This is a genomic window from Azospirillum sp. B506 (assembly GCF_000333595.1).
GTDB lineage: Bacteria > Pseudomonadota > Alphaproteobacteria > Azospirillales > Azospirillaceae > Azospirillum.
Genome location: NZ_BADK01000666.1, coordinates 16,032 through 39,567, shown reverse-complemented (window position 1 = coordinate 39,567; position 23,536 = coordinate 16,032). Strand labels below are relative to the sequence as shown.

Genomic DNA, 23,536 nt, shown 5'->3' with positions numbered 1-23,536 from the left:
GTTCTGGCGGCTCCCCTCATCCCCGCCCCTCCAGGAAAGCGCCCAGCTGATCCGCCGCCTGGATGACGTGACGCACCACGATGCCGCAGGCGGCCTCCCCATCGCCGGCGTGGCAGGCCGTCAGCAGGGCGTGATGCTCGTCCTGGGAGCGGGGATGGTAGCCAAGTGCCGCGAACTGGAAGCGCAGATAGCGGTCGGCGGCGGCCAGATGCTGTTCCACCAGCGCCAGCAGGCGCGGCCGGCCGGCGCGGGCGTAGAGCGTCATGTGGAAGCGCCGGTTCAACTCCCCCATCCGGCCGGGATCGGCCTCCGCATCCATCTCCGCCACCAGTTCCGCCGCCAGGGCGAAGTCGTCCGCCGTCAGATGCGGCAGGGACAGCCGCAGGGCCGCCGGTTCGAGCGCCGCCCGGATGGCGCCGATGTCCGCCGAATCCTCCGCCGAGATCTCCGCCACCACGGCACCGCGGTGCGGATGGAACTCCACCAGCGCGCGGGCTTCCAACTGGCGCAGGGCCTCGCGCACCGGCATGCGGCTGACGCCGAAGGCGGCGGCGAGATCCTCCTGGCGCAGCGGGGCGCCGGCGGGAAGAACCCCCTCCAGGATCGCCTCGCGCATCGCCGCCTCGACGAATTCGGTCGCGGTGCGGAAGCGCGGCCGGTTGCGCGCGATCAGCAGGGTCAGATCGGGAACGCGGCCGTCGGGGGGCTGGGACATGCGGGGGCCTGGATCGGGTGAAACGAGGGCGGTGTGAAAAACACTTGCCTGGATATTGGATCCAATTTACCTCTGACCCCCTCCCTTGTCCATCCATGCGAAAGGATCGGCCATGACCGGCTCGTCATCCGCCGAACGGACCGCGTCCGCCACCCACGCTCCCGCGCGCGGCCTGTCGCCCTCCGCGCTCGCCACCGGCGGTCTGGTGGCGCTGGTCGGTTATGCAAGCTCCGTCGCGGTTGTGATCCAGGGGCTGTCGGCTGTCGGGGCGGATACGGCGCAGATCACCTCCGGGCTGGTGGCGGTCGGCTTTTCCATGGGGCTGTCGGCGATCTGGCTGGCCTGGACCCAGCGCAAACCGATCAGCGTCGCCTGGACCACGCCGGGCATGGCGCTGCTGGCGGCGACCGGGCCGGTGGCCGGCGGCTTCCCGGCGGCGGTGGGGGCCTTCCTGACGGTGGGCGCGCTGATCATGGTGGCGGGGCTGTGGCGGCCGCTCGGCCGCTGGATCGCGGCGATCCCGAAGCCGCTCGCCAACGGCATGCTGGCCGGGCTGCTGCTGAAACTGTGCCTGGCGCCCTTCGTGGCGATGGGGCAGGCACCGGGGTTGGGGCTTCTGGTGCTGGCGACCTGGGCGGTGGTCGGGCGGGTTGCCCGGCTCTATGCGGTGCCGGCGGCCGTCGCGGTGGCGCTGGCGGCGATGGCGATGAATCCGCCGGTGTCGGGCGCGCTGCCGGCCAACCCGTGGCCGACTTTGTCGCTGGTCGCTCCGGCCTTCACCTGGGAGGCGCTGGTCGGTCTGGCGCTGCCGCTGTTCGTCGTCACCATGGCGTCGCAGAACATCCCCGGTCTGGCGGTGCTGGCGACCTTCGGCTACACGCCGCGGGTGCCGCCGGCCTTCCTGGCGACCGGCTTCGCCTCGGTCCTCACCGCGCCGTTCGGGGCGCCGACGGTCAATCTGGCGGCGATCACCGCCGCCATGTGCGCCGGCCCCGATGCCGACCCGAGGCCGGAGCGGCGCTGGCAGGCCGCCGTCACCGGCGGTCTCGGCTATATCCTGCTGGCGGCGCTGGCGGCGATCACCGCCACGCTGGTCACCCGCTCCCCCCCGATTCTGATCGAGGCGGTGGCCGGGCTGGCGCTGATCGGGGCCTTCGGCGGGTCGCTGCTGGCCGCGGTGCAGGCGGAGGAGGAACGGATCCCCGCCCTGGTCACCCTGCTGGTGACTGCGTCGGGCCTGTCCTTCTTCGGGGTTGGGTCGGCCTTCTGGGGCCTGCTGTTCGGCGGGGCGATGCATGTCCTGCACCGGTGGCGCCCCGCCAAAGCATGAGGGGCGTCAGCCCTGCTCGATCAGGTCGGCGCAGGCATTCACCGCGGCGGCGGCGTAGGGGCGGATGCGCGGCGGGATCTGCGACGGGTTGATGCCCGGCCCGAGGATGCCGACGCCGACCGGCTTCATGAACTGAAGCTGCAGGTCGATCAGGCTGCCGATGACCGCATGGCCCATGACGTTGCCGTGCTCGGTCTCGCCCCGTTCGATGATGCCCAGCGCCACCGCACCGGCTACGTCGTCGCGCATCAGCAGGCGCTTGATCGCCAGCGGCTTTTCCATCGAGCCGGGAACCCACACCTCCGCGACGATGCCGAGGCCGCGGCTGGCGGCGACGGTGCGCGCCTCGTCCAGCATCTCTTCCACCTCTTTGCGGTGGAACCGTCCGAGCACGATGCCGATGTTGCTCACCCTCTGCTTCTCCCATGGTCGCGGTGTAACGTCCGCCCAAACTGTCGCGTCGCCGCGCAAAGCGCAAGGGCCGAGCGCAGGAACCGTCTCTTGGCGTCGGGGGGAGGGTTCGGAGATTTCCTGCCGGCTTTATGGAATTGCCGGTATGAATCCCGCTATTTTGCGATCATGTCCAAGAATCCGGCAAGCAGGCGGCGGTAACAGCCTATGGACAAGTTCAGGCTTGCCGTGTGGCTTGTCGCCAAACGCGACAGGCCGTCGCACAGCGCTACAATTCAAGACAAATTGGTCGCCGCCCGATTTCTTGCGGCTATGTAATATTCCGGAGGTGGCGGATGCGCGAAACCGGGAAACGGGGCCGTCGCTCCGCCATAGCTACCAACAGGCGAGTCCGGAACGGCAATCATGGTGAAGGGGGCGATCGAATACGCGCCGTCGACCTTCGAGGAGCGGGGGGCTGCGGTGGCCTTCACCACGCCGCTGCTGTCACAGACCCGCGTGCGCCGCGGCGAGCGGTCGAAGCTCGAAGTGCTGATCCCCAGCCTGTCCCAGGGCACGGGTATCTATGTTGTCGCCTGGAAGGCGGTGCCGGACATGGTGTCGATGACCATGCACGACCGTTACCTGCACGGCCTGATCGTGAAGGAGGAGGCCTGCTCTCCGCAGGAGATCCGGCGGGCGACGCTGAGGGCGGCGCGGCGCGGGCTTGCCGGGCCGCAGGCGGCACAGGCGGCGCGCCGCGCACTGGAGGAGGATGAGGAGCAGGGCACCCTCACCCATTATCTGCTGGTCCTGTCGATCCTGAAGGCGGCCGGGCTGGAATCGCCGGAGATGCTGAAGGCCGGCATCGACACCGACGAGGGGCAGCGGCTGACCCGTCAGCTGATGACCCGCGCGGCGGAAAGCCTGCGCATGGACGCGGCGCTGCTCTATGCCCGGCTGGCCGACATCGCAGCGGTCGCCGCCCCGGTGGGGCTGGCGCACGCGCCCCGGCCCGGCCGGCTGACCCGCGGGCTGAACGACCTGAAATGCTTCCGGGACGGCATGACCGGCTGGGCGCGCGACGTGCCGGGCGACGCTTCCCCGGTGGCGGAGTTCTGCGCCGAGGTGGCGCAGCACACCATCGCCATCGGCGAAAGGGTGCTGGGCGATTTCCACCGCCGGATGGACGGCATCGGGCCGCTGATGCGCGACTGGGACGACGCTTTCATCCGCGTGCGCGCCCAGGCCGCCCGCATGGGCTGGCTGCTCGATGGCTGGAGCCACATCACCGGTGCCTGGGAGGTGGCCCAGGGGGAGGACCGCCACCGGCAGGCCGCCACCGTCAACGACCTGTTCCGCATCCTGCCGCTGCTGCCGCGCAAGGAGTCGAGCCGTGATTTCGTCGAGGATGCCAAGCAGGTGACGCCGGCCCACCGCCGTTCCGTCCGCATGCTGGAGGATTGGCGCACCGGCCAGATGGACATCGATGCCATCCGCCGCATCGAAGCGGTGAAAGCGCGCGCGCCATGAGGGCGGGGGCCGGGCAAGACAGGCAGGCTGATCGGCTGCCGGGGTTGGAGAGCCGCCTGTTCGACATCCCCGAGGCAAAGTTCATCGAGGTGGTCCGCCTGCTGGAGCGGGTGCGCGACCATCCCGACGTGTGCCAGACCTTCACGGCCATCCGCCCGCGGCTGGTCCAGGTGCGTCCCGACCGCCGCCCGACGCTGAAGCGCGTGCTGTGCATGCCGTTCGAGGACGTGCTGGAGAGCGTCAGCGGCGTCGACGTGCCGCCGGGCCGCATCGAACGGCGGGTGATCGATCCGGTGTGGCGGCTGGTGACGCAGCGTGGCGATGCCGCGCTGATCGACCAGCTCGACCGGCAGGTGCAGGAGACGGCGCCGGGCAATCTGAATGCCTTGCGCAACATCGGGCGCCGGTTGTGGCCGATGGCGGCCCAAGCGGTTCGGGAGGGGATCCGGCCGGCGGAGCAGGGCCGCCCGACGTCGTGGCATATGCTGCATATCGACGAGGAGATGCGCCGGCAGATGCTGGACGTCGCCGCCTTTCTTGAGATCGGGCTGACCGCCGAATCGCTGAAGGATGCGCTGGCGCCAAAGCCGTTGTCGGTGCTGGGCGACCGGCATGTCCGCGCCATCGAACAGGCGGCGCAGGCGGTGGCGCGGCAATCCGCCGGGCTGGTTCATCACCTGCTGCTGGTCGCCGCCTCGCGCATGGCGAACCCGGCCGACCTGCTGACGGTGCTGAACGATCTGGATTTGGGGAAGGCACGGCGCGAGCGGCCGATGATCTTCGCCCAGCTGAGCGGTCTGGTCGTCACCAGCCTTGAAGAGCGGTCGGCCCGGTTGGACGGCAGCGGCTTCGGCGCCGGGCCTGATCGGGCGGCCGTCGCCATCGCTCCGGAAGAGGCGGTCGCCATCGCCGAGCGGCTGGTCGCCGGCGTCGACACCACGTCCGCCGTCATGGACGTCCTGGCCGATCCGGCCTATCGCGAGCGGCTCGGCGGGGTGAAGGCGGCGGTGCGGGCCATGGTGACCGGCGCAGTGCTGGATACCGCACCCGGCGGCATCCTGGTCGCCGTTCCCGCCCCAAGCGAGAATGGCCGTCCGATTCCGGTGGACGAGAACGCTCAGGAGGCGGCCGAGGATCACGCCCGCGCGCTGCGCCGTTGTGAGAGGTTGGCCGACGCGCTGGGCCTGCACGAGCCATTGAAGGAGGCGATGGAATCGATGGAATCAGGGCTGCTGGCGCGGGCGCGCGCCCTGCTGGCGCAGTATCCCAAGGCTGTCGGCGAGCCGGGGGATACGGAGACGGCGGAGATCGCCCTGTTCTACGCTCTGCGCCTGCTGGAGCTGGTCGCCGGCCCGGCCAGGGCCGACCAGTTCCGCACCGCCATCATGGCCGCGACGGGCGAGTTGGCGGAGGAGGGGTAGTGCCCCTCACGACGTTGCCGGCAGGGCGTCCCTCGCCTCGTCCCTCGCCGCGCTCCGGTCGGCATAGCGGCGGGCCAGCACGGCGCAGACCATCAGCTGGATCTGGTGAAACAGCATCACCGGCAGCAGCACCAGCCCGGCGGTGGCCGGGGAAAACAGCACGCCGGCCATCGGTACGCCGCTGACCAGCGACTTCTTCGACCCGCAGAAGACGATCACCGCTTCATCGGCACGGGAAAAGCCCAGTCGGCGGCTCAGCAGCGTCGTGCCGACCAGGAAGACCGCCAGGATGGCGCAGTCGATCACCACCACCATGCCCAGTGCCGTCGGCGGCACCTGATGCCACAGCCCGTTCACCACGGCCTCGCTGAAGGCGAGATAAACCACCAGCAGGATCGAGCCGCGGTCGGTGAATTTCAGCACCGTCTTGTGCCGTGCCGCCCAGGCGCCGACCCAGCGACGCAGCAGCTGGCCGGTGGCGAAGGGCAGCAGAAGCTGGGCCGCGATGGTCTGCAGCGTGTCGAGCGACAGCGCGGACCCCTGCACCTTCAGGAACAGCGCCACCAGCAGCGGCGTCATCACGATGCCGGAGATGTTGGACAGGGTGGAACTGCACACCGCCGCCGCCACATTGCCCCGCGCCATCGAGGTGAAGGCGATGGAGGACTGGACGGTGGAGGGCAGCAGGCAAAGGAACTGCACCCCGATCGCCAAGGCCGGCGGCAGCAGGCTGTGCGGCAGCGTTTCCACCACCATCCAGCCGATCAGCGGAAAGGCGACGAAAGTCAGGCAGAAGATCAGCAGATGCAGGCGCCAGTGCGCCATGCCCGCCACCACCTCTTCCCGCGGCAGGCGGGCGCCGTGCAGGAAGAACAGCAAGGCCACGGCGGCTTCGCCCAGCCAGCGGACGCCCTCGGCAGATTGCCCCTGAACGGGCAGAACGGTCGCCAGCCCGACGGTTGCCACCAGGGCCATGGTGAATCCGTCCATGTTCGGGCGCGGCACGCGGATCATTGGTTGGTCCCCCAAATCGATGGTACGGGCCGGATATAACGCGGCACCGAGCGATATAACCGCCTCCATGGCTCTGGAATACAGTATCCAAGATGCATGGCAGCTTTGAAAAGCTTGGGAGAATCTGGCACGTCCCGCAATTCTTCCACGATGTGGAAACGCGCTGCGCTGGCGATAAGTGGATAATCCCTTGATCCTGAATAGGTTTTAGGCGCTCTCCGCTTGCCCCTTGTCAGCGCGGATGCCATACGGTAACGTATGGTCAAAGAACTGATGATTTCCCAGGGGAGCGATACGTCCATGCTGTCCAACCAGTATCCCAGCCTGAATTTCGACCTCGGCGAGTCGGCCGACATGCTGCGCGATTCGGTGCGCAGCTTCGCCGCCAACGAGATCGCTCCCCGCGCCGCCGAGATCGACCGCACCAACGAGTTCCCGAACGAGCTGTGGCGCAGGATGGGCGACCTCGGCATCCTCGGCGTGACGGTCGAGGAGGAATATGGCGGCGCCGGCATGGGCTATCTGGAACATGTCGTGGCGATGGAGGAGGTGTCCCGCGCTTCGGCCTCCGTGGGGCTCAGCTACGGGGCGCACTCCAACCTCTGCGTCAACCAGATCCGCAAGAACGGCACCGAGGAGCAGAAGCGCCGCTATCTGCCCAGGCTGATCTCCGGCGAGCATATCGGCGCGCTGGCGATGTCGGAGCCGAACGCCGGGTCCGACGTGGTGTCGATGAAGCTGCGGGCCGAGAAGAAGGGCGACCGTTACGTCCTGAACGGCACCAAGATGTGGATCACCAACGGCCCCGACGCCGACACGCTGGTGATCTACGCCAAGACCGACATCAATGCCGGTCCGCGCGGCATCACCGCCTTTCTGGTGGAGAAGGGTTTCAAGGGCTTCTCGGTGGCGCAGAAGCTGGACAAGCTGGGCATGCGCGGCTCCAACACCGGCGAGCTGGTGTTCGAGGACTGCGAGGTGCCGGAAGAGAACATCCTGGGCGGCGTCGGCCGCGGCGTGAATGTCCTGATGTCGGGCCTCGACTACGAGCGCGCGGTGCTGTCCGGCGGCCCGCTCGGCATCATGCAGGCCTGCATGGACGTGGTGATCCCCTATGTCCACGACCGCAAGCAGTTCGGCCAGTCCATCGGCGAGTTCCAGCTGATGCAGGGCAAGATCGCCGACATGTACACGATCATGAACGCCGCCAAGGCCTACGTGTACGCCGTCTGCAAGGCCTGCGACCGTGGCGAGACCACCCGCAAGGACGCCGCCGCCGCCATCCTGTTCTCCGCCGAAAAGGCGACCTGGATGGCGCTGGAGGCCATTCAAACGCTGGGGGGCAACGGCTACATCAATGAGTACCCGACCGGCCGCCTGCTGCGCGACGCCAAGCTCTACGAGATCGGCGCCGGCACCAGCGAGATCCGCCGCATGCTGATCGGGCGTGAGCTGTTCAAAGAAACGGCCTGAAGGCCGGAAGACCGCGTGAAGCGGTTCGGCAAAGCATAGAGAGCATCGAGGGAAAGGGACCGACCACCATGACCGACAGCATCGTCATCGCCGCCGCCGTCCGCACGCCGATGGGCGGCTTCCAGGGCGACCTCATGGGCCTGACCGGCCCGCAGCTGGGCGCCGTCGCCATCCAGGCGGCGCTGGAGCGCTCGGGCCTCGCCGCGGATGCGGTGGACGAGGTGTTCATGGGCAACGTGCTGTCGGCCGGTCTGGGCCAGGCCCCGGCGCGCCAGGCTGCGCTGGGCGCCGGGCTGCCGAAGGGTGTCGGCTGCACCACCATCTCCAAGGTTTGCGGCTCGGGCATGCGGGCGGTGATGTTCGCCCATGACGTCATCAAGGCCGGCTCTGCCAAGGTGGTGGTGGCCGGCGGCATGGAGAGCATGTCGAACGCCCCCTATCTGCTGGACCGCGCCCGCGCCGGCTACCGCATGGGGCACGGCAAGGTGCTGGACCACATGTTCTTCGACGGTCTGGAGGACGCCTATGAGAAGGGCCGTCTGATGGGCACCTTCGCCGAGGAATGCGCCAGCAGCTACAGCTTCACCCGCGAGGCGCAGGACAATTACGCCATCGAAAGCCTGACCCGCGCCCGCAGGGCGGTGGAGGACGGCTCCTTCAAGGCGGAGATCGCGCCGGTGCTGGTCAAGGGCCGCAAGGGTGATGTTCTGGTCGATACCGACGAGCAGCCGGGCAAGGGCGATCCCAAGAAGATCCCGACGCTGAAGCCGGCCTTCGCCAAGGACGGCACGGTGACGGCGGCGAATGCCTCATCGATCTCCGACGGCGGTGCGGCGCTGATCGTCACCACCCGCAGCGAGGCCGACCGCCTCGGCTTGCGCGTGATCGCCGAGATCAAGGGCCATGCCAACCATGCCCAGCAGCCGGCGCTGTTCACCACCGCCCCGGTGGGCGCGATGCGGAAGCTGTTCGAGAAGGTGGGCTGGTCCGCCCGCGACGTCGACCTGTTCGAGATCAACGAGGCGTTCGCCGTGGTGACCATGGCGGCGATGCGCGACCTCGATCTGCCGCACGACAAGGTGAATGTCCATGGCGGCGCCTGTGCGCTCGGCCATCCGATCGGCGCGTCGGGTGCCCGCATCCTCGTGACGCTGCTGGCGGCGCTGGAGAAGTACGACCAGAAGCGCGGCGTGGCTTCGCTGTGTATTGGTGGCGGTGAGGCTACGGCGATTGCGGTGGAGCGGGTGTAAAACTCCCTCGCTTATTCTCCCTCTCCCCCCTGGGGAGAGGGGACTATAAAAATGTGAGGAAACGCCCGATGCACCTGACCGAAGAACAGACCATGGTCCGCGACATGGCCCGCGCCTTCGCGCAGGACCGGCTCGCCCCCACCGCCGCCGAGCGCGACCGCAGCGGCGCTTTCCCCAAGGCCGAACTCACCGAGATGGGCGAACTCGGCCTGATGGGCATGCTGGTGCCGGAGGAGTTCGGCGGTGCCGCCACCGACCATGTCGCCTACGCGCTCGCCATCGAGGAGATCGCCGCCGGCGACGGCGCCGTCTCCACCATCATGAGCGTCCACAACTCGGTCGGCTGCATGCCGATCCTGAAATTCGGCAGCGATGCCCAGAAGGACCGTTTCCTGAAGCCGATGGCGCGCGGCGAGATGCTGGGCGCCTTCTGCCTGACCGAACCGCAGGCGGGGTCCGATGCCTCGGCGATCAAGACCCGCGCCCGGCGCGACGGCGATCATTGGGTGCTGACCGGCACCAAGCAGTTCATCACCTCCGGCTCGCAGGCAGATGTCGCCATCGTCTTCGCGGTAACCGACCCGGCCGCCGGCAAGAAGGGGCTCAGCGCCTTCATCGTGCCGACGGATACGCCGGGCTATCAGGTGGCGCGGACCGAGGAGAAGCTGGGCCAGCACTGCTCCGACACTTGCCAGATCGTCTTCGAGGAGTGCCGGGTTCCCGCCGACCTGATGCTCGGGGCTGAAGGGGCCGGCTACAAGGTGGCTTTGGCCAATCTGGAGGGCGGGCGCATCGGCATCGCGTCCCAGTCGGTCGGCATGGCGCGCGCGGCACTCGACCATGCCATCCGCTACGCCCAGGAACGCCAGAGCATGGGCGTGCCGATCATCCAGCATCAGGCCATCGCCTTCCGCCTCGCCGACATGGCGACCCGCGTGGAGGCGGCACGCCAGATGGTGCTGCATGCGGCGAGCCTCCGCGATGCAGGGGTGCCCTGCATGAAGGAGGCGGCGATGGCAAAGCTGTTCGCCTCGGAGATCGCGGAAAAGGTCTGCTCCGACGCCATCCAGATCCATGGCGGCTACGGCTATCTCAACGATTTCCCGGTGGAGCGCATCTATCGCGACGTCCGGGTCTGCCAGATCTACGAGGGCACCAGCGACATCCAGCGGTTGGTGATCAGCCGCGCGCTCGTCCAGTAACACGTCCAATAACCAAGACCGCCAAACCGGGAGGAAGACGGCATGACCGTCCTGAAGAGCGCCCTGAACGCGCGCTCCGCCGAGTTCCAGGCCAACGCCGATGCCATGCAGGCCCTGGTCGACGATCTGCGCCGGAAGGTCGCCGCCATCCAGCAGGGCGGTGGCGCGAAGGCGCGCGACAAGCACCTCGCCCGCGGCAAGCTGCTGCCGCGCGAACGCATCCGCCAGCTGCTCGACGTCGGTTCGCCCTTTCTTGAGCTGTCGCAGCTGGCCGCCGACGGCGTCTATGCCGAGGATATCCCGTCCGCCGGCATCATCGCCGGCATCGGCAGCGTGGCCGGGCAGGAGTGCATGATCGTCGCCAACGACGCGACGGTGAAGGGCGGTACCTATTACCCGCTGACGGTCAAGAAGCATTTGCGTGCGCAGGAGATCGCGCAAGCGAACAACCTGCCCTGCATCTATCTGGTGGATTCGGGCGGCGCCAACCTGCCGAACCAGGACGAGGTGTTCCCCGACCGCGACCATTTCGGCCGCATCTTCTACAACCAGGCCACCATGTCGGCCGAGGGCATCCCGCAGATCGCCGTGGTGATGGGAAGCTGCACCGCCGGCGGCGCCTATGTCCCGGCGATGTCGGACGAGGCGATCATCGTCCGCAACCAGGGCACCATCTTCCTCGGCGGCCCGCCGCTGGTGAAGGCGGCGACCGGCGAGGTGGTGTCGGCGGAGGATCTCGGCGGCGCCGACGTGCATTCCCGCACCTCGGGCGTCACCGACCATTACGCGATGAACGACGCCCACGCCCTGGCGATGGCGCGTCGCGTGGTGTCGAACCTGAACCGCGCCAAGCACATCGACCTCGACCTGCGCGAGCCGGAGGAACCGGCCTTCGATCCGCGCGAACTCTACGGCGTCATCCCCAGCGACGCCCGCAAGCCCTTCGACGTGCGCGAGGTGATCGCGCGGGTGGTCGACGGATCGCGTTTCGACGAGTTCAAGCCGCTCTACGGCACGACGCTGGTCACCGGCTTCGCCCATATCTTCGGCTATCCGGTCGGCATCATCGCCAACAACGGCATCCTGTTCAGCGAATCCGCCCTGAAAGGCGCCCATTTCGTCGAGCTGTGCTGCCAGCGCCGCATCCCGCTGGTGTTTTTGCAGAACATCACCGGCTTCATGGTGGGCCGCAAGTACGAGGCCGGCGGCATCGCCAAGGACGGCGCCAAGCTGGTCACCGCGGTCGCTTGCGCCAAGGTGCCGAAATTCACCGTAATCATCGGCGGCAGCTATGGCGCCGGCAATTACGGCATGTGCGGCCGCGCCTACAGCCCGCGCTTCCTGTGGATGTGGCCGAACGCCCGCATCTCGGTCATGGGCGGCGAGCAGGCGGCCGGCGTGCTTGCCCAGGTCAAGCGCGACGCCATGGAGGCCCAGGGCAAGCCGTGGTCGGCGGAGGAGGAGGAGGCGCTGAAGGCCCCGATCCGCGCCCAGTTCGAGCGGGAGAGCCACGCCTATTACGCCAGCGCCCGCCTGTGGGACGACGGCATCATCGACCCCGCTGACACCCGCATGGTGCTGGGCCTCGGCCTGTCGGCCTCGCTGAACGCCCCGGTGCCGAAGACGCCCTTCGGCGTCTTCCGGATGTGAGGGTGCGACCATGAGCGATATTCTGATCGAGGTTGCCGACACCGGCGTCGCCACCGTCACCATGAACCGCGGCGATGTCCACAATGCCTTCAACGAGCAGGTCATTGCCGACCTGACTTCCGCCTTCCGGCAGGTGGGCGAGGATCCGACGGTGCGCGTCGTCCTGCTGCGCGGGGTGGGCAGGAGCTTCTCGGCCGGGGCGGACCTGTCCTGGATGAAGCGGATGGCCGGCTACTCCCGCGAGGAGAATCTGGCCGACGCCATGGGCCTCGCCACCATGCTGCGCACGCTGGACGAATGCCCGAAGCCGACGGTCGCCGTGGTGCAGGGTCCGGCCTTCGGCGGTGGCGTCGGGCTGGTTTCGGCCTGCGACATCGCCATCGGCGTCGAGACGGCCACCTTCGCGCTGTCGGAGGTGCGGTTGGGCATCATCCCCGCCGCGATCAGTCCCTATGTCATCGCCGCCATCGGCGAGCGCGCCTGCCGCCGCTATTTCCTGACCGGCGAGCGCTTCAGCGCGGCGGAGGCCCACCGCATCGGCCTGCTGCATGAGCTGACCGGCGCCGACGGGCTGGAAGAGACGGTGGCGAAGACGGTGAAGACCCTGATGGACAGCGCGCCTTCGGCGGTCACCGCCGCCAAGGAGCTGATCCGCGCCGTCGCCCGCCGGCCGCTGACCGACGACGTGGTGCGCGACACGGCGGAGCGCATCGCCCGCCAGCGCGCCAGCGCCGAAGGCAAGGAGGGCGTCGGCGCCTTCCTCGACAAACGCACCCCGTCCTGGCGGAGCTGATCCCCATGTTCGACAAGATCCTGATCGCCAACCGCGGCGAAATCGCCTGCCGGGTCATCCGCACCGCCCGCCGCCTGGGCATCAAGACCGTCGCCGTCCATTCGGAGGCCGACGCCAAGGCCATGCATGTCCAGATGGCCGACGAGGCCGTCTGTATCGGCCCGGCCCCGGTCGGCGAAAGCTATCTGCGCGGCGACGTCATCCTCGACGTGGCGAAGCGCACCGGCGCTGAGGCCATCCATCCCGGCTACGGTTTCCTGTCGGAGAATGCCGGCTTCGCCGCGGCTTGCTCGCAAGCCGGCGTGGTCTTCATCGGCCCGCCGATCGAGGCGATCCGCGTCATGGGTTCCAAGGCCGAATCCAAGCGGCTGATGGCGAACGCCGACGTGCCGCTGGTGCCGGGCTATCACGGCACCGACCAGGACTTCGCCACCCTGTCGGCGGAAGCCGAGCGCATCGGTTATCCGGTGCTGGTCAAGGCCTCGGCCGGCGGCGGCGGCAAGGGTATGCGCGTGGTGCGCGCCGCCGGTGAACTCGCCGACGCGGTGGCCGGCGCCCAGCGCGAGGCCAAGGCCGCCTTCGGCGACGACAGCCTGCTGCTGGAGAAATATCTCGGCCGGCCGCGCCATGTCGAAATCCAGGTCTTCTGCGACACCCACGGCAACGGCGTCTATCTGTTCGAGCGCGACTGCTCGGTGCAGCGCCGCCACCAGAAGGTGATCGAGGAGGCGCCGGCCCCCAACCTTCCCGACGACCTCCGCCGCCGCATGGGCGAGGCCGCGGTCGCCGCCGCCAAGGCGGTCAACTATGTCGGCGCCGGCACCGTCGAGTTCCTCTATGAGGATGGCGGCTTCTACTTCATCGAGATGAACACCCGGTTGCAGGTCGAACATCCGGTGACCGAGAAGATCACCGGCCTCGATCTGGTCGAGTGGCAGCTGCGCGTGGCATCCGGGGCGGAGCTGCCGCTGCGCCAGGAGCAGCTGACCCGTCGGGGCCATGCCTTCGAGGCGCGGCTGTACGCCGAGGATCCGCAGCGCGACTTCCTGCCCGCCATCGGCAAGCTGGTCCGCCTGCGCCCCCCGGCCGAGAGCGACCATGTCCGCGTCGACACCGGCGTCCGCGAGGGCGATTCGGTGACGATGTATTACGACCCGATGATCGCCAAGCTGATCGTCTGGGACGAGGACCGCGAGAGCGCGCTGCGCCGCCTGCGGGTGGCGCTGGCCGACTACGAGGTGGTCGGCGTCACCACCAACGTCGCTTTCCTCGGCGCCATCGCCGGCCATCCAGCCTTCAAGGCGGTGGAGATCGACACCGGCTTCATCGAGCGCCACCGCGCCGACCTGTTGCCGCCGCCGGCCCCGGTGGCCGACAGGGCGCTGGCCGCAGCATCCCTGTCGGTGCTGCTGACGCGCCGGGAGGAGGCCCAGGCCGCCCTGCGTGCCCGATCGGATCGCCATTCGCCCTGGCTGCTCGCCAATGGCTGGCGGCTGAACGAGGAGAACCATTACGACCTGCGCCTGATGGATGGCGAGACGGCGCGCGAGGTGACGCTGCATTTCCGGGCAGATGGCTACGAGGTGGCGGTGGATGGCGGCAAGCCGGTTCCGGTGACCGGCGTCAGCCTCGCCGATGGCCTGCTGACCGTGACGCTGGACGGCATGCGCACCCGCGCCACCGTGGTGCGGCAGGGGCTGGACATCACCGTGCTGATCGACGGGGCGGTGTCCCGCCTGACGCTGGACGACCCCAGCGCCCGCGCGGCGGAGCAGGAGGGTGGCTCCGGCCGTCTGACGGCCCCCATGCCCGGCACCGTCGTCCGCGTGCTGGTCGAAGCGGGCCAGAGCGTCGAGGCCGGCACGCCGTTGATGCTGCTGGAAGCGATGAAGATGGAGCACACCATCAAGGCCCCGGCGGCGGGCACCGTCAGCGCCGTGAATTTCGCGGCGGGCGATCAGGTGTCTGAAGGCGTCGACCTGCTGGTTCTCGACATCGCGGAGGCCTGACGATGCTGTTGCCGAAATTCGTTCGCATGGTGGAGGTCGGCCCGCGCGACGGCCTCCAGAACGAAAAGTCCATGGTGCCGACGGCGGTGAAGGTGGAACTGGTCGACCGCCTGTCCGATGCCGGCCTGACCGTGGTGGAGGCGGCCAGCTTCGTCTCGCCGAAATGGGTGCCGCAGATGGGCGACAGCGCCGAGGTGCTGGCCGGCATCGTCCGCAAGCCCGGCGTTCGCTACGCCGCCCTCACCCCCAACCTGAAGGGGCTGGAGGGCGCTCTGGCCGCCAAGGCCGACGAGGTGGCGGTGTTCGGCGCGGCGTCTGAAAGCTTCAGCCAAAAGAACATCAATTGTTCCATCGCCGAGAGCCTGGACCGCTTCGCCCCCGTGATGGAACAGGCCAAGGCGGCGGGCGTGCCGGTTCGCGGCTATGTCTCCTGCGTGCTCGGCTGCCCCTATGAGGGGGAGATCGCGCCGCAGGCGGTGGCGGAGGTGGCGGAACGGCTGTTCGCCATGGGCTGCTACGAGATCTCGCTGGGCGACACCATCGGCACCGGCACGCCGGCCAAGGCGCAACTGATGATCGCCGCCGTGGCGGAGCGGGTGTCGGTGGAGAAGATCGCCGTCCACTTCCATGACACCTACGGGCAGGCGCTGGCCAACATCCTGGCGGCGCTGCAGATGGGTGTCGCGGTGGTCGACAGCTCCGTCGCCGGCCTGGGCGGCTGCCCCTACGCCAAGGGGGCCAGCGGCAATGTGGCGAGCGAGGATGTGCTCTACATGCTGAACGGTCTCGGCATCGAGACCAGGGTCGATCTTGACCGGCTGATCGCGGCCGGGGCCTTCATCAGCGACGCCATCGGCCGTCCGACCGCATCGAAGGTGGCCCGCGCTCGTGGTTGTGCGTGAGGGAGCCTTCGGCAACGAAGGGTCGCGTTTCCGGCAGGGGGCGCGGCCCTTTCGTGCTTCACGAGGTTTCCGCCTCTCCCCATCGTCCGGATATGCGGCATCCTAAATTGTACGTACTGCAAACTTGACGGACCGGCTGGGTCGGCGCATCATGATTGTCGTGAAGGATGGTGCCGAAAACGCAGCGTTCCCACGACGCCGACCGGCCTGATGGCCGGCCGGAACCACGGCTGGAGTTCCAGTGGCAACGACCCACGGCCGCTTCACGCGCGCCGCTCCATGACCTGTTGCCCGTCCGGCTGAACGGCGGCGGAGCCATACCCGGGTGGCTCCGCCGCCGATTGTTTTTTCGTCGGAGATTTTTGTGCGGCTGCCTTTTGGGCAACCGCCACAATCCCGTCCCAACCGGGCCATCCTCCCGCCTCATTTCTGTCACGTCCTGTCGCTCTTCGCAAATTGTCGAGGACGCGGACGACATCCAATGGATTGGCCGGAATTCATACCACTTTTGAGCAAAGAACCGGATGAATTCGGCCGGATTCACTCGAAAATCAAACGAAACTCTTAAAAATATTGATGGACTTTCGCAAAATGGGGGTAAGGGCTGTGGCTTTAACGCGCCATTAACCAGACTGGATTGAGTTTAGGACGATCAGACGCGACCAACTCCAACCCAGCAGGCGAAGTTGACTTCCAGGCTAGATGAAAATGGTTCGTCCCCTGTTAATGCCGATATGCCCGTTCCTCCTGGATTTGAAAGGCCCGCCCCCATGACCGTGCCGGCAGTCCTCCGCGATGTGGCGCAGTATGGCGCCTACGCCGCCGGCCGGGGCCGACATGCGGGTCTGCTGGTCGCGGTCCTGTTGCTGGCCGGTTGCCCGGCCAACACGGCCGGACCGTGGGGGGGAGCGGACGTGACGGCGGCCAACCCGAATGCCCGTACGGCGACCCCGCCGGTGCCCAGGCAGAAGCCGGTGCGGAAGATCGCCGACGCCGCCGCGCTGGCGCCGGCATTGCCGATGCCGCAGCCGGGTCCACCGGTCACCACCGGCGATCTGGCGGTTAACCAGACGTCCGGCCAGACCTCCACCCAGACGTCCGGGCCGACTTCCACGCAGCTGGCGGCCATCGCTCCCGATACCGGTCCCCAGTCGGCGGCCGCTGCGGCCAACGCCGCGGTGGTGCCGACAGCGGTTCCGTCGATGGGGGGCATGTCCACCCAACCCGCAACCCCCAACGCCGACCCCGACAGCCTTGTCGGGCTGGACGAAGTCCAGACGCTCAAACTCCTGGGGTCCCCCGTTGCACGGGAAGAGGCGCCTCCCGCCAAAATCTGGCGGTATGCCAAGGGCGATTGTACCCTCAAGGTCTTTTTCTTCATGGATATGACCTCGTCCCAGGACTTCCGAGCCCTCTCCTACGACATGAAGAGCAGCCAAAATGTCCCTGACGCCGACCACCGATGCTTCGCCCAACTCCTCGCTCAAGCTGACGCCGGGCGCCCTGTCCGCCCCGGCTTTCAGTAAGCCGGAGTCGAACAAGGGAATGTCCGCGATGACCGATCCGACCATTGCCCGCATCGCTCTGGTGGACGACGATGATCTGTTCCGTGAGTCCCTCAGCCTCAACCTCGGTGACGAAGGCTATGAGGTCATCACCTTCGACCGCGGCGAACCTGCGCTCGATTTCTTCGCCGAAGGCGGGTCGGTCGACATCGTCCTGCTGGATTGGCGCATGCCCAAGCTGGACGGCATCGATGTGCTGCGCCAGATGCGCGCCCGCGGCATCGCCACCCCGGTCATCTTCCTGACCGTGCTCTCCGACCAGATTTATGAAGAGGCGGCCCTGGCCGGCGGCGCGCTGGACTTCGTGGAGAAGTCGCGCAGCCTGTCGATCCTGCTGAAGCGCATGCGCCTGATCCTCGATGGCATCAAGGGCGATGCGGCCAAGGGCGCGGAGGATGCGGAGGCCGGCGGCAACAGCGCCAGCCACCGCCTGGGCGAACTGGAGCTGCGCCTGGACAACAGCCGCGCCTTCTGGAAGGGCAAGCGCATCGACCTGACGCTGACCGAGTTCAACATCGTCAAGCTGATGTCGACCCGCCCGGAAGAGGATGTCTCCTACCGCGAGATCTACGATCTCGTCCACGGCAAGGGCTTTGTCGCCGGCTACGGCCCGTCGGGCTACCGCGCCAACGTCCGCGCCTTCATCAAGCGCATCCGTCAGAAGTTCCGCTCGGTCGACGCCAGCTTCGCCTGCATCGAGAACTATCCGGGCTTCGGCTACCGCTGGGGCAAGGGTGAGAACGCGGCCAACCAGGGCCGGGACGAGGATGGCATGGGCGAGGATATGCTGATCGATGGCGCTGCTGCCGATTGACCTTGCGATGCGGGCGCCCCGACGGGCGTCCGCCCGCCTGCTCTGGCTCTGGCGCTCGATGGCGAGCCGCCTGCTGCTGCTCACCCTCGTCTTCGTGGCGGTACCGGTCCTGCTCTACGACCAGTTCCAGCGGGCCGACGAGGCGTCGCAGCAGCTTTTGCTGAAAAGCGCCCAGCGCCAGGGCGAACTGATCGCCCGGGCGCTGGAACCCGAACTGCTGGGCGTCGACCGCACGGCCCTGCCCAGCCTGAGCATTGCCTTGGCCCGCTATGGCGACGACCGCACCCGGCTGAAGCTGCTGGTGCGCCCGCGGGTGGCCGCCAGCGCGTCCGGCGCCAAGGCCGGGCCGGAACCCTTCTTCTATGTTGCCGCCGCTCCCAGCCTGTCGACCGCGGACATCGACGCCGAACGGCGCCTGCTGCTCGAACAGGGCGTGCTGGACCGTCTGGGGTCGAGCTGCGCCGGCAATTCGACGCTGGCGATGCGCGTTCCCCATGTCGAAGGCGGGGAGGAGGTGCTGTCCTCCATCACCCCGATCAAGACCAGCTTCGGCTGCTGGGCGCTGGTGACCAGCCACGCCACGGAAGCCTACATCTCCTCCTCCATCGGCCGCCCCTATTGGAGCACGCCGGCGGTCCAGGCCGCGGCGGCGATCTATCTGGCGATGGCCGCCCTGGTGCTGGCCGTGCTGGCCGGCATCTGGCGCAACCTGAACCGCTTCGGCGATCTGGCCCGCCGCATCGTCGGCGGTGAGGACGCGCCTGACCATGAGGACCGCAACGCCTCCTTCGCTGCGCGCAACACCGTGCCGGAACTGGCCGGCGTCGCCGAGGATTTCGACCGGCTGGTCGCCACCCTGCGCGATAGCGCCCAGTCGCTGCGCCGTGCGGCGGAGGACAACGCCCACGCCTTCAAGACGCCGATCGCCGTGATCCGCCAGTCGGTGGAGCCGCTGCGCCGCGCGCTGCCGACGGAGAACGCCCGCAGCCAGCGCGCCCTGACCATGATCGAGAAGTCGCTGGACAAGCTGGACGGCCTCGTCTCCTTCGCCCGGCGCATGGACGAGGCGGCGGCCGACCTGCTGGCCCCTGCCCGCCGCCGCGTCGATCTGTCGTCGCTGGTGGAACGGATGGCCGGCGGCTATACCGGGCTGCTGGCCGAACGCCGCCTGCACATGCGCTCGCGCATCAATGCCGGTCTGGTGGTGCGGGCCANCGAGGAGACCCTGGAGACCATCGTCGAAAAATCTGTGGAGAATGCCGTCAGCTTCTCGCCGCCCGACGGCACGGTCAGCGTACGCCTGACCCGCAGCGGCAGCTGGGCCGAACTGGTGGTGGACGACGAGGGGCCGGGTGTCGATCCCGCCAACCTCGACCGCATCTTCGAGCGCTACTTCTCCCATCGCGAACCCGGCCGCGGCATGCCGGAGGACGAGGCGGCCGCCCATCAGGCCGGAGCGGCGCATTTCGGCATCGGCCTGTGGATCGTCCGCCGCAACATCGAGGCCTTCGGCGGTCGTGTCCGCGCCGAAAACCGCCCGACCGGCGGCCTGCGCATGACGGTGACCCTGCCGCTGGCGGGGTGAGCGGCCGCGCTGCCGGCCGCATGCCGCTCCCGGACGAACAGGGTTCGGGCTGGCGGCCTTATCGCCGCTCCAGCTATGGTCCGGCTTGGCCTGGTCCCGATCTTTCCGTTAGGATCGGGGGCTTGAACCGAACAGCATTCCGAGCCGCCGATGGACCGCAGCCTCGATTCCACCGACATCAAGATCCTGCGCGAACTGCAGGATGACGGACGTCTCAGCAATGTGGAGCTGGCGCGCCGCATCAACCTCAGCCCGGCCGCCTGCCTGGAGCGGGTGAAGCGGCTGCAGGCCGATGGCATCATCCAGCGCTATGTCGCGCTGCTCGACCCGCACCGGCTGGAAGCCGGCATGCTGGTCTTCGTCGAGGTGGTGCTGGACCGCACCACACCCGACAATTTCGACGACTTCAAGGCCACCGTGCTGCGGATGCCGCAGATCATGGAATGCCATATGGTGGCCGGCGGCTTCGATTATCTGGTCAAGGCCCGCGTGCGCGACATGAACGAATACCGCCTGTTCCTCGGCGAGCTGCTGTCCACCGCCCGCGGCGTGCGGGAAACCCACACCTACGCCGTGATGGAGGAGGTCAAGAGCGTCACCGCCATTCCGCTGGACGGGCTGTCCGCCGGATCGTTGCGCAGCTGAACGATCAGACAGTATAGCTTTTTCCAAATTGCATAATACGTTGGGACCAGTCTCCAGTTTCCGAATGCATTTTGCGACGAGCAAGGCCGCGGAGCGCGCGTTGTCGCTGCGGTCGGAAGCGGAAGCTTGTTCGTTTGCTGACAAAATGACGCGGCATGCCACTTGCAGCGAAACGGTCGGTCCGGTGAGGCGACCGATTTGGTTGCCGGGTGGCATTCGTTCCACCCAATCGCCCGACCGATGTCGTCGAGACCTTGGCTGGAGCGGAACCGCCTCATGCGTGTCAACACACCGATCACCGACCGGGAAGTCCATCTGACCGAGGGGGTTCCCCTGGTGTCGCGCACCGACACCGGCGGGCGCATCACCTTCGTGAACCAGGCCTTCGTCGAGATCAGCGGCTTCGACGACCATGAGCTGATCGGCGCCCCGCACAACATCGTCCGTCACCCCGACATGCCGAAGGAGGCCTTCGCCGACCTTTGGGCGACGGTGAAGAGCGGACAGCCTTGGGAAGGGCTGGTGAAGAACCGCACCAAGTGTGGCGATTTCTATTGGGTGCGGGCCAACGTCACCCCGGTGATGGAGAATGGCGCCGTCGTCGGCTACATCTCCATCCGGTCCAAGCCGTCGCGCGAGGAAATCGCGGCAGCCGGCGCGCTGTATGCGGAGATGCGCGCCGGCCATGCCGGGCTGGTGCTGTCCGGCGGCGTGCTGAAGCGCCGCAGCCGCGTCGGCCGGGCCGCCGTCCATGCCCGGGCGAGCCTGTCGGGGCGCATGGCCGCGGTGTTCGCGCTGCTGACCCTCGCCATCCTGCTGGCTGGATGGCTGGGACTGGACGGCATGTCGAACTCCAACCAGTCGCTGCGCACCGTGTATGAGGACCGCACCGTTCCCGCCTATCAGATCGGCGAGATCCAGAACCTTGCCCGCGACAGCCGGCAGCGCCTGACCGATCTCGCCGCCGACCTTCGGACCGGAAGCGGCGCCGGCGATCCGGCTACGGTCGACAGCGAGGTCACCGCCAACGCCGCGGCGATTCAACGCCTGCTGGCCGACTATCTGGCGACCTACCTGACGCCGGAGGAAACGCTTCTCGCCGAGAAATTCAAACCGCTGGTCGGCTCCTATCTGCAGACCGGCATCGCACCGGCGCTGGCGCAGGCGCGGGAGAGGAACGCGGCCGGGTTGGACTCCCATCTGCGCAACATCATCCGCCCGGCCTTCGCCGACCTGCACCGCGTCGCCGACGCCCTGCTGGAGCTTCAGGTCCGGGTGGCGCGCGAGGAGTTCGAGAAGGCCGAAAAGGACTATAAGAGCCGCTTCTACGAGGTGGTGGCCGCCATGCTGCTGAGCGGTCTGTTCGCCCTCCTGTCCGGCTGGGCCATCCTGCGCAACCTGCGGCGGCCGCTGGCGGTGCTGGAGAGGATTTTCGAGCGCATCGCCAGCGGCGCCCTGACCGAGCCGATGCCCGCCATCGGCGTTCCCGAATTCCAGCGCGTGGCATCCGAACTGAACGCCATGAAGGCGAAGCTGGCCTATGGCCTCCACGAAAAGCACGAGACGGAGCTGCGCCAGAAGGCGCTGACCCGGCAGGCCCTGCTGGAAACCTGCAAATCGATCGAGGGCGACATCGATTCCACCTGGATGGGGGTGGAACTGGCGAGCCGTCGCGCCGGCGACGGCATCCACCACCTGATGAATGCCTTGGGTGTGGTGCGCGAGAATACGGTCGTTGTCTCGGCGGCGTCGGAGCAGGCCAGTTCCAATGCCCAATCGGTCGCCGCCGCCACGGAGGAGCTGAATTCCTCCGGGCACGAGATCGCCCGGCAGGCGGCGCGGTCGAGCGAGGTGGCGCGGCGCGCGGTGGACAGCGCCCGCGGCTCCGCCAGCGCCATCGGCCGGATGGAGATCGCGACGGAGGAGATCGCCAAGGTCGCCAACCTCATCAACGAGATCGCCGGCCAGACCAACCTGCTGGCCCTGAACGCCACCATCGAGGCCGCCAGGGCGGGAGAGGCGGGCAAGGGCTTCGCCGTGGTGGCCAGCGAGGTCAAGCAGCTCGCCAACCAGACCTCGCGTGCGACCGGGGACATCGCCCGCCAGATCGAGCAGCTGAAACAGGCGGTCGGCGGCAGCGTCACTGCGATCCAGACCGTCATCTCGGTGATCGAGGAGATCGACGAGGCCGCCGCCGCCACCGCCGCGGCGGTGGAGGAACAGTCCGCCGCCAACGCAGAGATCGGGCGCAGCGCCACCAACTCCGCCGGCGGCGCCTCCCAGGTGTCGGGCAGCGTTCTGCGGATCCGCGACCAGACCGACGAGATCACCGGCATCGCCACCGACGTCAGCCGCCGCATGACCGACACCCAGGCCGCGGTGGCCGACCTGAAGCGCCGGCTGGTCATCGCCCTGCGCCAGTCGGTGGCCGGTGACCGCCGCGTCTCCAACCGCATCCCGTGCGAGGAGCCGATCGCCATGACCGTGGCGGATGACCGGCGCACCGTCACCATGCTGGACCTGTCGCTGGACGGCCTCCTGATCGACAGCGCCGGTCTGCCGGATCTGCCCGAGCAGACGCGGCTGACCGTGACCCTGCGCGAAGTCGGCGATTTGCCGGCCATCGTCGCCGGAACCAGCGATCTGGGTCTGCATCTGGCATTCGACGATCTTTCGGACGCCCAGGCCAACCGCCTGGAGAGCGCATACAATGCGATGATCGAAGCCGATTCCGCCATCATCGGCACCGCGCAGGACGCTGCGGTGGCCCTGGGCCGGGCGCTGGAGGGGGCGCTTGCCAATGGCGGCATCGGCGAAGAGGCGCTGTTCTCGACCGAGCTGTCCACCATAGCCGGCTCCGAACCGGAACAGTGCCTCGCCCCCTTCACCGAATTGACCGACCGTCTGTTCCCGGCGATCCAGGATCCGGTGCTGGCCTCCAACCCGCGCTTCCAGTTCTGTGCGGCGGTCAATGGCGTGGGGTATCTGCCGACCCACAACGCCTGCTATTCCGAACCGCAGCGGCCGGGCGATGCTGCCTGGAACGCCGCCCACTGCCGCAACCGCCGCGTCTTCGTCGACCGTTCCGGTCTCGCCGCGGCGCGCAACACCCGGCCGTTCCTGTTGCAGGCCTACCGCCGCGACATGGGCGGCGGCCAGACGGTCCGGCTGAAGGAGGTCGATGCGCCGATCCTGGTTCGCGGTCGCCACTGGGGCAATCTGCGGTTGGCCTATCTGCCGTGACG

Annotated in this window: 18 protein-coding genes; 15 read left to right on the top strand and 3 right to left on the bottom strand. The window is 68.1% G+C overall.

The annotated features are described in order from the left end of the window. Window positions 1-16 precede the first annotated feature (16 nt). Complete coding sequence (locus tag I71_RS19850) at window positions 17-715, bottom strand: GntR family transcriptional regulator (protein WP_042696892.1); 699 nt, start codon at window positions 713-715, stop codon at window positions 17-19. Window positions 716-827: 112 nt separating this feature from the next. On the opposite strand from I71_RS19850, the gene I71_RS19845 reads away from it, so the two are divergent. Continuing rightward, window positions 828-2,045: a benzoate/H(+) symporter BenE family transporter gene (locus I71_RS19845; RefSeq protein WP_083897272.1), complete on the top strand. Its 1,218-nt coding sequence runs from the start codon at window positions 828-830 to the stop codon at window positions 2,043-2,045. Window positions 2,046-2,051: 6 nt separating this feature from the next. Here I71_RS19845 and I71_RS19840 read toward each other — a convergent pair whose 3' ends face one another. Then, window positions 2,052-2,456, bottom strand: a complete 405-nt coding sequence (locus tag I71_RS19840) for a 6,7-dimethyl-8-ribityllumazine synthase (RefSeq protein WP_083897271.1) — start codon at window positions 2,454-2,456, stop codon at window positions 2,052-2,054. 405 nt (window positions 2,457-2,861) lie between these two features. Here I71_RS19840 and I71_RS19835 point away from each other — a divergent pair, with 405 nt between their 5' ends. Further along, window positions 2,862-3,968 carry a hypothetical protein gene (locus tag I71_RS19835; protein ID WP_042696890.1) on the top strand — a complete coding sequence of 369 codons (1,107 nt, stop codon included), beginning with the start codon at window positions 2,862-2,864 and terminating at the stop codon, window positions 3,966-3,968. Next, window positions 3,965-5,389, top strand: coding sequence for a hypothetical protein (locus I71_RS19830; protein WP_042696887.1), 1,425 nt, complete (start codon window positions 3,965-3,967; stop codon window positions 5,387-5,389). The genes I71_RS19835 and I71_RS19830 overlap by 4 nt, the downstream gene beginning before the upstream one ends. 6 nt (window positions 5,390-5,395) lie before the next feature. Here the strand turns inward: I71_RS19830 and I71_RS19825 are convergent, their stop codons facing one another. After that, complete coding sequence (locus tag I71_RS19825; protein WP_042696885.1) at window positions 5,396-6,403, bottom strand: bile acid:sodium symporter family protein; 1,008 nt, start codon at window positions 6,401-6,403, stop codon at window positions 5,396-5,398. Between the two features lie 300 nt (window positions 6,404-6,703). Here I71_RS19825 and I71_RS19820 point away from each other — a divergent pair, with 300 nt between their 5' ends. The 12 genes from I71_RS19820 to I71_RS19765 all read left to right on the top strand — a co-directional run bounded on the left by I71_RS19820 (window position 6,704) and on the right by I71_RS19765 (window position 23,534). After that, window positions 6,704-7,876, top strand: a complete 1,173-nt coding sequence (locus I71_RS19820; RefSeq protein WP_042696930.1) for an isovaleryl-CoA dehydrogenase — start codon at window positions 6,704-6,706, stop codon at window positions 7,874-7,876. Between the two features lie 68 nt (window positions 7,877-7,944). Next, window positions 7,945-9,126, top strand: coding sequence for an acetyl-CoA C-acyltransferase (locus I71_RS19815; RefSeq protein ID WP_042696883.1), 1,182 nt, complete (start codon window positions 7,945-7,947; stop codon window positions 9,124-9,126). A 68-nt stretch (window positions 9,127-9,194) separates the two neighbouring features. Continuing rightward, window positions 9,195-10,328: an acyl-CoA dehydrogenase gene (locus I71_RS19810; RefSeq protein WP_042696879.1), complete on the top strand. Its 1,134-nt coding sequence runs from the start codon at window positions 9,195-9,197 to the stop codon at window positions 10,326-10,328. Between the two features lie 42 nt (window positions 10,329-10,370). Next, complete coding sequence (locus I71_RS19805; RefSeq protein ID WP_042696876.1) at window positions 10,371-11,978, top strand: carboxyl transferase domain-containing protein; 1,608 nt, start codon at window positions 10,371-10,373, stop codon at window positions 11,976-11,978. A 10-nt stretch (window positions 11,979-11,988) separates the two neighbouring features. Beyond that, entirely contained in the window at window positions 11,989-12,771 is a 783-nt protein-coding gene (locus I71_RS19800; RefSeq protein WP_042696874.1) for an enoyl-CoA hydratase/isomerase family protein, read from the top strand. A 5-nt stretch (window positions 12,772-12,776) separates the two neighbouring features. Next, on the top strand, window positions 12,777-14,780 hold the full coding sequence (locus tag I71_RS19795; RefSeq protein ID WP_042696870.1) for an acetyl/propionyl/methylcrotonyl-CoA carboxylase subunit alpha: 2,004 nt from the start codon (window positions 12,777-12,779) through the stop codon (window positions 14,778-14,780). 2 nt (window positions 14,781-14,782) lie between these two features. Beyond that, the gene (locus I71_RS19790; protein WP_042696867.1) at window positions 14,783-15,682 is read left to right on the top strand and encodes a hydroxymethylglutaryl-CoA lyase; all 900 of its coding nucleotides are present in this window, start codon (window positions 14,783-14,785) and stop codon (window positions 15,680-15,682) included. A 770-nt stretch (window positions 15,683-16,452) separates the two neighbouring features. After that, window positions 16,453-17,208, top strand: coding sequence for a hypothetical protein (locus I71_RS19785; protein WP_244433937.1), 756 nt, complete (start codon window positions 16,453-16,455; stop codon window positions 17,206-17,208). Between the two features lie 28 nt (window positions 17,209-17,236). Continuing rightward, complete coding sequence (locus tag I71_RS19780) at window positions 17,237-18,061, top strand: response regulator transcription factor (RefSeq protein WP_042696861.1); 825 nt, start codon at window positions 17,237-17,239, stop codon at window positions 18,059-18,061. After that, window positions 18,042-19,646, top strand: a complete 1,605-nt coding sequence (locus tag I71_RS19775; RefSeq protein ID WP_042696858.1) for a HAMP domain-containing sensor histidine kinase — start codon at window positions 18,042-18,044, stop codon at window positions 19,644-19,646. Before I71_RS19780 ends, I71_RS19775 begins: the two co-directional genes overlap by 20 nt. A 150-nt stretch (window positions 19,647-19,796) precedes the next feature. Further along, window positions 19,797-20,291 carry an Lrp/AsnC ligand binding domain-containing protein gene (locus I71_RS19770; protein ID WP_042696854.1) on the top strand — a complete coding sequence of 165 codons (495 nt, stop codon included), beginning with the start codon at window positions 19,797-19,799 and terminating at the stop codon, window positions 20,289-20,291. A 276-nt stretch (window positions 20,292-20,567) separates the two neighbouring features. After that, window positions 20,568-23,534 (top strand): methyl-accepting chemotaxis protein, encoded by a 2,967-nt coding sequence (locus I71_RS19765; protein ID WP_042696850.1) that lies wholly within the window; start codon window positions 20,568-20,570, stop codon window positions 23,532-23,534. The last annotated feature ends 2 nt before the right edge of the window (window positions 23,535-23,536 follow it).

Excerpts from the sequence above, each read along its gene's own strand:
- I71_RS19795 (WP_042696870.1), top strand. The coding sequence starts at position 12,777 with ATGTTCGACAAGATCCTGATCGCCAACCGCGGCGAAATCGCCTGCCGG.
- I71_RS19845 (WP_083897272.1), top strand. The coding sequence starts at position 828 with ATGACCGGCTCGTCATCCGCCGAACGGACCGCGTCCGCCACCCACGCT.
- I71_RS19800 (WP_042696874.1), top strand. The coding sequence starts at position 11,989 with ATGAGCGATATTCTGATCGAGGTTGCCGACACCGGCGTCGCCACCGTC.
- I71_RS19820 (WP_042696930.1), top strand. The coding sequence starts at position 6,704 with ATGCTGTCCAACCAGTATCCCAGCCTGAATTTCGACCTCGGCGAGTCG.
- I71_RS19805 (WP_042696876.1), top strand. The coding sequence starts at position 10,371 with ATGACCGTCCTGAAGAGCGCCCTGAACGCGCGCTCCGCCGAGTTCCAG.
- I71_RS19810 (WP_042696879.1), top strand. The coding sequence starts at position 9,195 with ATGCACCTGACCGAAGAACAGACCATGGTCCGCGACATGGCCCGCGCC.
- I71_RS19770 (WP_042696854.1), top strand. The coding sequence starts at position 19,797 with ATGGACCGCAGCCTCGATTCCACCGACATCAAGATCCTGCGCGAACTG.
- I71_RS19785 (WP_244433937.1), top strand. The coding sequence starts at position 16,453 with ATGACCGTGCCGGCAGTCCTCCGCGATGTGGCGCAGTATGGCGCCTAC.
- I71_RS19835 (WP_042696890.1), top strand. The coding sequence starts at position 2,862 with ATGGTGAAGGGGGCGATCGAATACGCGCCGTCGACCTTCGAGGAGCGG.
- I71_RS19830 (WP_042696887.1), top strand. The coding sequence starts at position 3,965 with ATGAGGGCGGGGGCCGGGCAAGACAGGCAGGCTGATCGGCTGCCGGGG.
- I71_RS19765 (WP_042696850.1), top strand. The coding sequence starts at position 20,568 with ATGCGTGTCAACACACCGATCACCGACCGGGAAGTCCATCTGACCGAG.
- I71_RS19825 (WP_042696885.1), bottom strand. The coding sequence starts at position 6,403 with ATGATCCGCGTGCCGCGCCCGAACATGGACGGATTCACCATGGCCCTG.
- I71_RS19790 (WP_042696867.1), top strand. The coding sequence starts at position 14,783 with ATGCTGTTGCCGAAATTCGTTCGCATGGTGGAGGTCGGCCCGCGCGAC.
- I71_RS19850 (WP_042696892.1), bottom strand. The coding sequence starts at position 715 with ATGTCCCAGCCCCCCGACGGCCGCGTTCCCGATCTGACCCTGCTGATC.
- I71_RS19815 (WP_042696883.1), top strand. The coding sequence starts at position 7,945 with ATGACCGACAGCATCGTCATCGCCGCCGCCGTCCGCACGCCGATGGGC.
- I71_RS19780 (WP_042696861.1), top strand. The coding sequence starts at position 17,237 with ATGACCGATCCGACCATTGCCCGCATCGCTCTGGTGGACGACGATGAT.